Origin of the sequence: Amycolatopsis sp. NPDC051371, assembly GCF_040682155.1 — a bacterium.
Lineage (GTDB): Bacteria > Actinomycetota > Actinomycetes > Mycobacteriales > Pseudonocardiaceae > Amycolatopsis.
On the sequence record NZ_JBFBAG010000077.1, the window covers coordinates 28,981 to 40,021 of the forward strand.

The following is an 11,041-nucleotide window of genomic DNA, read 5'->3' on the forward strand; positions in this document are numbered from 1 at the left end:
TGAAGGCCACCTTGAGGAACTCCGAGTTCCTCAAGGTGGCCTTCACGAACTTGCGGGTCAGGCGGGGGCGGGTTCCGTGTGGCGGGCCGCCGAGCCGTCGTCGCTGTGCTCCGGGTTGTCGGTCGGGGCGTTGAGGACCTCTTCGTCGAGGAGGCCTTCGCCGCGGGCCACGACCACCGGGACCACGATCTGGCCGGCCACGTTCGTCGCCGTGCGCATCATGTCCATGATCGGGTTGACCGAGTAGATCAGCGCCAGGCCGATCGCGACCTGCTTCGCGTCGAGGCCGATGAACGACGTCGTCAGCGTGAAGGCCGTCAGCCAGCCGGTGGTTCCGGCGGTCGCCAGCGCGCCGACCACCGCGACCACGACGATGCCCGCGTACTGCCAGAAGTTCAGCGACACCCCGGCCAGGTTGGCGACGAAGATCGCCGCGATCGCCGGGAAGACCGCCGCGCAGCCGTCCATCTTCGTCGCGCTGCCGAGCGGGGTCGCGAAGGCCGCGTACGCCGGCTGGACGCCGAGGTTCACCGCGGACTGGCGGGTCAGCGGCAGCGTCGCGGCCGAGGACTGCGACGCGAACGCGAACTGGATCGCCGTGCCCGCCTTGGCGAAGAACTTCAGCGGGCTGACCTTCGCCACGAACTGCAGCAGGATCGGGTAGACGACGAACAGCACGAGCAGGCAGCCGACGTACACCGCGAGCGTGGTGGAGAACAGCGGCCGGAACAGCGCGTCGCCGTAGTTGGAGACGGCCGCGCCGATCAGGCCGATGATGCCGATCGGGGCCAGCCGGACGATCCAGCCGAGGTAGCGCTGGATGATCTCGAAGACGCTCGTCGTGAAGTCCACGAACGGCTTCGCCTTGTCACCCAGGCTGTACGCGGCCGCGCCGATGACCAGCGCGAGGAACAGGACCTGCAGCGTCTCGCCGTCGGCAAACGCTTTCACGAAGTTCTCCGGCAGGAGCCCCTGCACGAAGGCGCTCCACGAGCCCCAGTGGTCGACGCTCTGCGCCGCCTTGTCGGCGTTCTTGGCGGTCGCCGTGACGCCGCCGAGCCCACCCGAGCCCGGGTCGAAGATCCGGCCGACCGCGATGCCGATCAGCGAGGCGATGAACGAGGTGATGGCGAACCAGAGCACCGTCTTGCCGCCGAGACGCGCGGCGGTGCGGCCGCCGCCGAGCTTCCGGAGGCTGTTGATGCCGACCACGATCGCCGTGAAGACCAGCGGGATCACCGCGATCTGCAGCAGCGTGGTGAAGATGGTGCCGATCTGGTCGAGGAGATCGGTCAGCCAACCGGTTCCGGTCTGCCGTGCGACGACGCCCAGGAGGGCGCCGACGACGAGCGAGCCGAGAACCGCGGCCGCGAACACCCGCGGCTTGGTGTATGTCCGTACGAAAGACACGGGGCGACTCCGGTGCTCGAATGTTTCAGTCTGTTTTGCCTCGTGAGGAGAACGTTAGGCAGAGACGGACTCTTCCGGATCACCCGTTCGTGTGGCGCCCTTCTCAGGATGCGGGACGTCGCCAGAGATCCACGACACTCACGCCGACCTCGGCGAGCAGCCGGCGCGTCAGCGGGAGGCTGATGCCGATGACGCTCGTGTGGCCGCCGTCGAGCCCGTCGACGAACCAGCTGCCCAGGCCGTCGATCGTGAACCCGCCGGCCACGTGCAGCGGCTCGCCGGTCGCCACGTAGGCGTCGATCTCCTCGGGGCTCGGCGTGCCGAACCGGACGGTCGTCGACTCCCAGCCGCTGGTCTCCTTCGCGCGCGTCCCGCCGTCGAGCCGGATGACCGCGTGCCCGGTGAGGAGTTCACCGGATGACCCCGCCATCGCGGCCCAGCGCTGCCGCGCGATGTCCGGAGTGGCCGGTTTGCCGACCATCCGCCCGCCGATGTTCAGCATCGAGTCGCAGGCGACGACGACGGCGTCCGGGTGGGCCGCGGCGACCTGGTCGAGGACGGCTTCGGCCTTGGCCGCGGCGAGGGCCGCGACGAGCTCCGAGGGCGACGGGTCGGTCAGCGCGGCCGCGACGGCGTCCTCGTCGACGCCGGAGACGAACACGGCCGGATCGAGGCCCGCGGAACGCAGGAGGGCGAGGCGGGCGGGGGACTGGGAAGCGAGGACGAACTGCACAGGGCGAACGTACCCGGACGCTGGCCGTAACCGAATTGTGACCGGCGTCCCCGGGGATCCGGAGTTATTTTGTTGTGGCTCGCAACATATGGCGCCGGGAAGACGCGGAGGTGACCGATGACCGTGCGGGTCACGGAATCGACGTCAGCCACCAGGTCGCAGTCGCTGTGGACCAGGATCCGCGCGACGAAGGGCCGGGCGACCATCCGGGCGGATTCGGCCTCGGCGCCGAAGACCGCGCGCTGAAGCACCGCTCCCGCGGTTCGTGCGAGCCTCCGGTCCCCGACACCCGGAGGCTCGCACGGTTTTCAGGCCGTGGCGGCCTCGGGAGCCGGTGCCGGGGTTTCCCAGCGCGGCTTCACCTTGCGCAGCATGGCCGCCGAGAGCACGCCGAGCAGCAGCACCGCCATCGGCAGCAGCATCGTCACCCGGGCGGCGTCCGTCAGTCCACTGTGGACCGCGTCGGAAGCGAGCCGGCCGGCCTGCGCGGCGACCTCGGCGGGCAGCCCCGGCATCGGCGACGGCCCCCCGGCCGACCCGAACTCGCCGGTGCTCGCCGCGGCCTTCGCGATGCCTTCCGCGAACGGCGCCCGGTACTGCTCCGGCAGCTGCGACGCCGCCTTCGTCGCTTCGTCCGCGATGGACGAGCTCACCTGAGCCTGCAGCAGCACCCCGATCGCCGCGGAGCCGAGCACACCACCGACCTGGCGGGAGGTGTTGAAGATCCCGGAAGCCGTGCCGGCCAGCCGGGGCTCCACCGAACCCATCGTCATGTTGCTCATCGGCGAGAAGATGCAGCCGATGCCGAGACCGCACAGCAGCAGCGCCGGGATGAAGCTCCACGGGTTGCTCGTCGGCGACGCCTGCAGCGCGATGACCCCGAGCCCCGCGGCCAGCGACGCCAGGCCGAACATCACCAGGTACTTGCCGTTCACCTTGTCGGACAGGTTCCCGACGAACGGCGCCACGATCCCCGACAGCAGCGACATCGGCGCGGTCAGCAGGCCCGCCATCGTCGGGCTCAGGCCGAGCACCGACTGGATGTAGATCACCAGCGGCAGGAACATGCCGGTCATCGCGAAGCCGACCGTCGTCGCCGTGAGCGTGCCCGCCGAGAAGTTGCGGTTCGAGAACACCTGCAGCGGCAGCAGCGGCTCCCGCTTGTTGACCCGCTGCCACACCACGAACGCCACCAGCAGCAGCACGCCGGCGCCGATGATCTCGAACACCGTGATCCCGCCCCAGACGGTGCCCCAGTCGTACTGCTGGCCGTTCTGCACGCCGAACACGATGAACAGCAGCGCCGCGCTCGAGAGCACGATGCCGATCACGTCGAACGAGTGCGAGTGCTTCGGCTGCCAGTCCGGCACCATCAGCAGCGTCATGACGATGGCGACCACGCCGATCGGCACGTTGACGTAGAAGATCCACTCCCAGCCGAAGTGGTCGACGAGCACGCCGCCGAGCAGCGGGCCGGTGATCGTGGCCAGGCCGGCGACGCCGCCCCACATGCCCATCGCCGGGCCGCGCTTGGCCGGCGGGAACAGGTGCGTGATGAACGCGAGCGTCTGCGGCGTCATCAGCGCGGCGCCGATGCCCTGCACGGCGCGCGCGGCGATCAGCATCTCGACGTTGCCGGACAGGCCGCACCACAGCGACGCGCCGGTGAACACGACCAGCCCGGCGAGGAACACCCGCTTCGGGCCGAAGCGGTCGCCGAGGCGGCTGGTGAACAGCATCGGCACGGCGTAGGTCAGCAGGTAGACGCTGATCACCCAGACGACGGAGTTCAGTCCGGCGTTCAGCTCGCGCAGCATGGTCGGGATCGCGATCGACACGATCGTCGTGTCGAGCAGGATCATGAAGAAGCCGAGGCACAGCGCGCCGAGCGCGGCCCACGGGTTAGCTTGTCTTGCGTTCATCGTCGTCTTCCCGGGTGATGAGGCTCAGGTGGCGTTGGTGGTGGTGGTCCTGGAACGGGATCCGTCCGGAGCGCAGGTCGTCGAGGAGCCGTTCGGTCCACTCGAGCTCGAACTTCCGGTGGTCGCACTGGTAGCGCCAGTCGAGCCAGTAGATCTCGGGCGTCTGGTCCCCGGCGAGGTGGTCGAGGACGGCCTGGTCCGCGGCCACGCCGGCGCGCAGCCGCGTGACGCGGTGGTCGAGCTCGAGCAGCGACGCTTCCTTGCCCAGCTCGTCGATGACGGCGAGCCCGGACAGGTACACGGGGAACTCCTTGACGAGGTCGCCCAGCAGTTCGCGGCCGCGCTGGCTGAACTCGTCCAGCCCGGCCTGGGTCATGCCGTAGACGGTCCGCTCGGGCCGCCTGCCGTCGCGCTGCGTGTCGACGACCTCGATGAAGCCGTTGCGCTGCAGGCGCTCCACGGTGTGGTAGAGCGATCCCGCCTTCACGTTGACCCGCGTGTCGACGTACCGCTCGCGCATGAGCTGCGCCATCTCGTACGGGTGCATGGGTTTCTCGTGGAGCAGCTCCAGCACGGCGATGCCGAGCGGGGTCAGCTTGGCCGAGGCCATGATCGTTAGTCCCTCCGGATGACTCCAGGTCGTTTATTCCACGTGGACTATACGGCGCAGACTAGTGACCGGTCCACGGCCATTCCTGTGACGGTCCGTACACAGCGCGAAGACCCCCATGATCCCGTCATGGGGGCCTTCGCGACTTCTCTCAGAACGGCCAATCTGCGTTCTGTCCCGCCTCGAGCAGGGGGATCATCCGGAACCCCTGGTCGGTCAGGCCGCCGAACGTGTGCCGCTGCGCGGTGCCGGACGGCGCGTGGCCGTACCGGTAGCCGGCCAGGTTCCACGTGTACAGCGGCACGTGCGCGGGCAGCGCGTGCCCGACGTCGCCGTACGCGGCCTGCTCGTCGGTGAGGATCACGACGCGGTCGTGCTTCGCGAAGTGCCGCTTCACCGCGGCGGCCGTGTTCGTGCCGCCGCCGAGGAAGTACCCGCGGGACTTCCAGCGCTCGACGTCGCCCAGCAGCGACCCGCCCGGGCGCAGCTTGAACACCTTCGTGTGCGCGCCGCCCAGGAGGAAGCCGTCCGAGAACGACACGACGTCGGCGTCCGCGCAGCGCCGGCCCAGCGCCAGGCCGAACACCGCGGCGGCGTCCCAGCGCATCAGGCTGCCGTCCTTGCTGAAGCCCATGTTCATCGACGCCGAGGTGTCGACGAGCACGAGCGTCCGGCCCGGCAACTCCGGCACGTTCGCCAGCGAATGCGCGATCGCCTGCTCCAGCGCCCACGCCCACCGCAGCGACGGCGCTGCCCGGTAGGCCGACAGGAACCGCATCGGCAGCTGCCGCGACTTCGCGACCTGCGCCGGGTCTGCCAGCCGCGCGGCGACGCGCTGCGCGACCTCGTCCGAGACGCCGGCCTCGTCGAAGTTGCGAAGGTTCCGCAGCAGCGCCATGTACCCCATCGACGGGATCAGCGCCTCCCAGACGCGCGCGTCGAGCGGACCCTGCAGCCAGCCGGCGACCGACTCCCACGTCATGCCCGCCGCGCGGAGGACGTCTGCGGCGTCCGGTCGCCCGAACAGCTCGCGACGGTGCGGAACGTCCCACGCCGTCAGTTCGGCGCGGGCGCGCAGTATCCCGAGCGCGTCCGGGAGCGGGTTCCCGCGGTCGTGCCGCTCGTCGAGGACGTGCTTGAACAGCTCGCCCTGGGCGAGGTCGCGCTTGCCCGGGTGGGTCAGCTCGAGGACGTCGGCGAACCGGAACGCCCGCGCGGCCGAATCCCACTTGGCGTACGCGCGCTCGTCGTAGAGCTTCCGCGCCGCGTCGGCCACGCCTCGCTTGACCGGCTTCGGGATGTTCTTGCCGTGCACGGAAGTCCAGTAGGCGAGCAGCTCGCCGGGCTCGTCGGCCCGCTGCAGGACATCGGCGACGACCTGGCGGCCGAGCCCGTCGAGCCCGGCGTCACGGCGCGCCTTGGCGAACTCGGCCGCGCCGACGAGCGACGCGGTGCGCAGGTTCGCCTCGCTGCGCAGCCAGCGCAGGAACCGAGCCGTCCACTGTGGATCCTCGAGGGTCGCGGCGTGGACGAGCTCGGCGTACCGGGCGTCGCGCTTGCCCGCGGTCTCGTAGAAGGTGTGCTCGCCGACCATGTTGGTCACGGCGAGCAGGAAAAGCTCGGACCGGGCGTCGCGCGCGTAGCCGGCGCCGCCCTCGTGGGTGACGCCGGACGGCGTGGCCTCACCGCGGACCGGCGAGGTCGCGGCGGGCGCGCGGGCGGTGTTGAACTTGCTCATTTCTCCCCCTCGTGATGGGGGAGCCGCGGCCACAGCGATGCCCGAGATCGAAGTCGGTGAAGGTACGGTTGCTGCTCTGCCGGACTGAGCTACCGGACCGGAAAGTGGTCCGGGAGGGATTCGAACCCCCGACCTGCCCAATTGGAGTGGAAGTAACCCTCGCCTGCGCACCGGGCATCGGTGAAGCCGCGGCTCCCGAGATCTTGCTCGCACCGGGAGTGCGTTCGTGAAGCTGGTGTGCCCGAGATCGAAGTGGTGAAGGCTTTCGGGAGTCGAACCCAAGGGATACCAGAGAAGTAACCCTCACCGCCGCACCGGGCGAAACCTACGTTAGCCGCCGTGCCGTCGGGAGGGAACCGAATATCCACCCGGGTGCGCGGCTGCCTGGCGAACCAGTGTTAGTTCGTGCTAAGAACTATGTATAGTCAGTTCGTAGCACGAACTAACACTGGGAGGAATCATGACGCACTTCGGCATCGGCGTGTCCACCGCGGTCGCCGCGGTACCCGGCACCCTCGAGCTCGCCACCCGAGCCGACCGCGCCGGGCTCGATCTGCTCACCGTGTCCGATCATCCGTACCACGCCGACCGGCTCGACGCGTACGCCGAGATCGGCGTCCTGCTCGGGCGCACCGAACGAATCTCCGGCCTGGTCAGCGTCACCAACCTGCCGACGCGCTCCGCGCCGATGCTCGCTCGCACGATCACGTCGTTGAGCGCCCTGACCGGCGGCCGGATCGTGCTCGGGATGGGGGTCGGCGGGCTCTGGGACGACATCGCGCGGCTCGGGTTCACCAAGCTGACCCCCGGGCAGGCCGTCCGGGCCTTCGAGGAAGGCATCCGGCTCGTCAAGATGCTCGGCGGGGGCGGCGAGCCCGTCACGTTCGACGGCGAGTTCTACCAGGTCACGAACCTGGGACCCGCCGCGGAAGAGATGCCGCCGGTCTGGACCGGGTCGGTCGGGCCGAAGTCGCTCGCCGTCACCGGGCGGGTCGCCGACGGCTGGATGCCCGGCCACGCCGCCGACTGGCTCAGCGAGCGCTACCGCACCTCGCGCCCGCTGATCGACAAAGCCGCCGTCGACGCCGGCCGCGAGCCCGCCGACATCGCCACCGTCTACAACTTCCCCGGCCGCATCACCGAAAGGCCGCTGCCGAACACCCGCGCCGACGACGGACGCTGGATCGGCGGCTCTCCGGCCCAGTGGATCGAGGAGCTGACCGGCGCGGTCCTGGAGCACGACGCGGCCGGGTTCGTGCTGTTCGGGCCCGGCGGCAGCACCCCCGACGAGACGACCGCCGCGCGCTGGGCCGGGGAGATCGTGCCCGCCGTGCGGGAAGCCGTCGCGAAGTAGGCTGGCGCGATGGGGAAACACGGGGAGGACCTCGGCGTGGTGGCCGGGCTCGTGCGGGCGTCGTTCCTGGTGAACGCCGTCTACGCCGAGTCGGCCCGCGAGTACGGGCTGACCGTGCAGCAGGGGCAATTGCTGTGCGTGCTGATGGGCCGGCCGTACGGCATGGGCGACCTCGGCGCGACGCTCGGCCTCGAGAAGTCCAGCCTGACGGGCCTGGTCGACCGCGCGGTCCGGCGTGAGCTGGTGCGCCGCGAGCCGGACCCGGACGATCGGCGCGCGGTGCAGGTCGTGCTGACCGACGACGGCCGCGACCTGGCCGAGGACTTCTACGCGGCGACCTGCAGACGCGTCGACGACCTGGCCGGCGGCCTGCCCGCGGCGGACCGGGAAAAGCTGGCCGCGCTGCTGGGCCGGGTCGTCCGCGAGAACGAGGTCCCGACCGTGTTCCTGGACACCGTTCAGCGCTGACGGATCAGCTGGGGAAACCCGAAGCGCGCCAAGCACCTTCGCCGGGGTGAAGCGGCTTACGCAGCGAAGCCGCGTGATCGCCCCACCACGACGTACGCGCCTTCGGCTTCTCGGGCGCCTTCGCCGCCGACGCCGCGGCGACGACCGCCGTCAGCGCCGCCAGCTCGGCGTCGCTCGGGTTTCCCCGCACCACCCGCAGCAGGGGCTTCTCGTCGCTGCTCACAGCGGGATGTTCCCGTGCTTCTTGGGCGGCAGCGACTCGCGCTTGTTGCGCAGCAACGAAAGCGCCCGCGCGACGTGCCCGCGGGTGTGCGCCGGCACGATCACCGAGTCGACGTAACCGCGTTCGGCCGCCGCGTACGGGTTGAGCAGCGTGTCTTCGTACTCCTGGATCAGTTCCGCGCGAAGAGCGTCCACATCGCGACCCTCGTTCGCCGCGTTCGCCAGGGTCTTGCGGTGGACGATGTTCGCCGCGCCCTGGGCGCCCATGACGGCGACCTGTGCGGTCGGCCAGGCGAGGTTGATGTCGGCGCCGAGGTGCTTGGAGCCCATGACGTCGTACGCGCCGCCGTACGCCTTGCGCGTGATGATCGTGACCAGCGGAACCGTGGCCTCCGCGTAGGCGAAGATCAGCTTCGCGCCGCGGCGGATGATGCCGTTCCACTCCTGCTCGGTGCCCGGGAGGAAGCCCGGGACGTCGACGAAGGTGAGCACCGGGATGTTGAACGCGTCGCAGGTGCGGACGAACCGCGCGGCCTTCTCGGACGCGTCGATGTCGAGGCAACCGGCGAACTGCGTCGGCTGGTTGGCGACGACGCCGACGCTCTGGCCGTCGACGCGGCCGAAGCCGACGATGATGTTCGGCGCGAACAGCTCGTGGACCTCGAGGAACTCGCCGTCGTCGACCACGCGGTTGATGACCTCGTGCATGTCGTACGGGGTGTTCGGCGAGTCCGGGATGATCGTGTCGAGCTCGCGGTCGGCGTCGGTGACGTCGTCGAAGAATCCGGCCGGCGCGTCGGCCGCCTCGAACACCGGCGCATCGGAGAGGTTGTTCTGCGGCAGGTAGGAGAGCAGTTCCTTGACGTAGGCGATCGCGTCTTCGTCGTCGTTGCCGAGGTAGTGCGCGACGCCGGACTTCGTGTTGTGGGTGCGGCCGCCGCCGAGCTCCTCGAAGGTGACGTCTTCGCCGGTGACCGTCTTGACGACGTCCGGGCCGGTGATGAACATCTGCGAGGTCTCGTCGACCATCACGACGAAGTCGGTGAGCGCGGGGGAGTAGACGTGCCCGCCCGCGTTCGCGCCCATGATCAGCGAGATCTGCGGGATGACGCCGGAGGCCTGCACGTTGCGGCGGAAGATCTCGCCGTAGAGGCCGAGCGAGACGACGCCTTCCTGGATGCGCGCGCCGCCGCCTTCGTTGATGCCGACGATCGGGCGGCCGGTCTTGATCGCCAGGTCCATGACCTTGACGATCTTCTCGCCGTAGACCTCGCCGAGGCTGCCGCCGAAGACGGTGACGTCCTGGCTGAAGACGCAGACCGGGCGGCCGTCGACGGTGCCGTAACCGGTGACGACGCCGTCTCCGTAGGGACGGTTCTTCTCCTGGCCGAAGTTGGTCGAGCGGTGCCGGGCGAGCTCGTCGAGCTCGACGAACGAGTTCTCGTCGAGCAGAAGCTCGATCCGTTCCCGTGCGGTTTTCTTGCCCTTGGCGTGCTGCTTCTCCACCGCGCGGGCCGAGCCCGCGTGCACCGCCTCGTCGTACCGGCGATACAGGTCGGCCAGCTTGCCGGCCGTGGTGTGGATGTCCGGTTCATCCTCGGGCGGCGTCCCGAGCGGCTCCGTCGCACTGCTCATGCCACGGGAGCTTAGCTACTTGCCGGTCACTTCGCGTGTGGCGTAGGCAACGTCCATGGACATCCGGACCCTCGGCGCGGCCGACCTGCCCGCCTGCTCCGACCTGGCCGAATCCCGCTCGTGGCCGCGCGAGCCGCGGAAGTGGGCATTGCTGCGGTCCGTCGGGCAGGTGTTCGGGGCGGACGCGCCGGATGGCCGCGGGCTGGCTGCTTGTGCGGCGGTGGTTTCCTTCGGGACGGTGGCGTCGATCTCGATGGTGCTGGTCGCGCCCCGCTACGAGCGGCGCGGCTGGGGCCGGGCGATCACGGCGCACGCGGTGTCGGCCGCGGGCGACCGGGTGGTCTGGCTCCACGCGTCGACGTCCGGCCGCCCGCTGTACGAGTCGATGGGGTTCGTCCTCGACGGCGGGTGCCAGGGCCACGTCGGGACGTTCGTCGACGATGGCGGGCCGGGTGCTTCGCCGGGGTCACTGTCTTCGGTGTTGCCCCTGGACCTGCTCGCCCACGGCGTCGACCGGCGGCCGCTGCTGGACCGGCTGGGGACGCCGTTCGTGGTCGACGGCGGGTTCGCGTTCGGGGTGGACATCGGGCACGTGACGGTGATCGGTCCGGTGGTCGCGAGTTCGGAGGAGCAGGCGAAGGCGCTGATCCGCGGCGTGGCGCGGTCGGTGGCGGGGGAAGTCCGGATGGACCCGGACTTCCGGTTCCCTTCTCTCACGGCGTGGCTCCGGGAGCGGGGTCTGGTCCCGGGTGTCCACGCGCCCCGGCTGGTTCTGGACGGCCGCGCCTTGCCCGGTGACCCCGCACTCCGCTTCGCGCCGTTCACCCGCGCGCTCGGCTAGGGCGGTCGTGAGTGCCCGGCTCAAGACGCTCGTCGAGGCGGGCGTGCTGGCGCGCGTCGAAGAGGTGCCGGAGCGCCCCGAGTACCACCTCACCCCGGCCGGGCGGGA

The 11,041-nt window shown here is 70.2% G+C and carries 11 protein-coding genes and 1 tRNA gene; 4 read left to right on the plus strand and 8 right to left on the minus strand.

All coding sequences use genetic code 11. The features are described 5' to 3' along the window. Positions 1 to 57 precede the first annotated feature (57 nt). Both AB0M59_RS50610 and AB0M59_RS50615 read right to left on the minus strand, forming a co-directional pair. Positions 58 to 1,410, minus strand: a complete 1,353-nt coding sequence (locus AB0M59_RS50610; RefSeq protein ID WP_364630634.1) for a dicarboxylate/amino acid:cation symporter — start codon at positions 1,408 to 1,410, stop codon at positions 58 to 60. Between the two features lie 103 nt (positions 1,411 to 1,513). Further along, a complete protein-coding gene (locus AB0M59_RS50615; protein ID WP_364630637.1) occupies positions 1,514 to 2,143 on the minus strand; it encodes a nucleoside triphosphate pyrophosphatase in 630 nt (209 codons plus the stop codon). A gap of 117 nt (positions 2,144 to 2,260) precedes the next feature. Between AB0M59_RS50615 and AB0M59_RS50620 the strand changes: the two genes are divergently transcribed. After that, entirely contained in the window at positions 2,261 to 2,389 is a 129-nt protein-coding gene (locus AB0M59_RS50620) for a hypothetical protein (protein WP_364630640.1), read from the plus strand. Between the two features lie 62 nt (positions 2,390 to 2,451). Here the strand turns inward: AB0M59_RS50620 and AB0M59_RS50625 are convergent, their stop codons facing one another. From AB0M59_RS50625 to AB0M59_RS50640, 4 genes are all read right to left on the minus strand, one after another. After that, the gene (locus AB0M59_RS50625; RefSeq protein ID WP_364630643.1) at positions 2,452 to 4,065 is read right to left on the minus strand and encodes a DHA2 family efflux MFS transporter permease subunit; all 1,614 of its coding nucleotides are present in this window, start codon (positions 4,063 to 4,065) and stop codon (positions 2,452 to 2,454) included. Then, positions 4,046 to 4,675: a PadR family transcriptional regulator gene (locus AB0M59_RS50630; RefSeq protein ID WP_364630646.1), complete on the minus strand. Its 630-nt coding sequence runs from the start codon at positions 4,673 to 4,675 to the stop codon at positions 4,046 to 4,048. Before AB0M59_RS50630 ends, AB0M59_RS50625 begins: the two co-directional genes overlap by 20 nt. 151 nt (positions 4,676 to 4,826) lie before the next feature. Further along, positions 4,827 to 6,413 carry a TROVE domain-containing protein gene (locus AB0M59_RS50635; RefSeq protein WP_364630649.1) on the minus strand — a complete coding sequence of 529 codons (1,587 nt, stop codon included), beginning with the start codon at positions 6,411 to 6,413 and terminating at the stop codon, positions 4,827 to 4,829. A gap of 105 nt (positions 6,414 to 6,518) precedes the next feature. After that, positions 6,519 to 6,587: transfer RNA gene (locus AB0M59_RS50640), tRNA-OTHER, on the minus strand. A gap of 286 nt (positions 6,588 to 6,873) precedes the next feature. On the opposite strand from AB0M59_RS50640, the gene AB0M59_RS50645 reads away from it, so the two are divergent. Together AB0M59_RS50645 and AB0M59_RS50650 are read left to right on the plus strand one after the other, a co-directional pair. Further along, positions 6,874 to 7,767, plus strand: a complete 894-nt coding sequence (locus tag AB0M59_RS50645; RefSeq protein ID WP_364630651.1) for an LLM class flavin-dependent oxidoreductase — start codon at positions 6,874 to 6,876, stop codon at positions 7,765 to 7,767. Positions 7,768 to 7,776: 9 nt separating this feature from the next. Continuing rightward, entirely contained in the window at positions 7,777 to 8,235 is a 459-nt protein-coding gene (locus tag AB0M59_RS50650; RefSeq protein ID WP_364630654.1) for a MarR family transcriptional regulator, read from the plus strand. A gap of 4 nt (positions 8,236 to 8,239) precedes the next feature. On the opposite strand, the gene AB0M59_RS50655 is transcribed toward AB0M59_RS50650, so the two are convergent. Both AB0M59_RS50655 and AB0M59_RS50660 read right to left on the minus strand, forming a co-directional pair. Beyond that, complete coding sequence (locus AB0M59_RS50655) at positions 8,240 to 8,458, minus strand: acyl-CoA carboxylase subunit epsilon (RefSeq protein ID WP_364630656.1); 219 nt, start codon at positions 8,456 to 8,458, stop codon at positions 8,240 to 8,242. Continuing rightward, positions 8,455 to 10,092 carry an acyl-CoA carboxylase subunit beta gene (locus AB0M59_RS50660; RefSeq protein ID WP_364630658.1) on the minus strand — a complete coding sequence of 546 codons (1,638 nt, stop codon included), beginning with the start codon at positions 10,090 to 10,092 and terminating at the stop codon, positions 8,455 to 8,457. The genes AB0M59_RS50655 and AB0M59_RS50660 overlap by 4 nt, the downstream gene beginning before the upstream one ends. A gap of 55 nt (positions 10,093 to 10,147) precedes the next feature. Between AB0M59_RS50660 and AB0M59_RS50665 the strand changes: the two genes are divergently transcribed. Then, positions 10,148 to 10,933, plus strand: coding sequence for a GNAT family N-acetyltransferase (locus AB0M59_RS50665; RefSeq protein ID WP_364630661.1), 786 nt, complete (start codon positions 10,148 to 10,150; stop codon positions 10,931 to 10,933). The last annotated feature ends 108 nt before the right edge of the window (positions 10,934 to 11,041 follow it).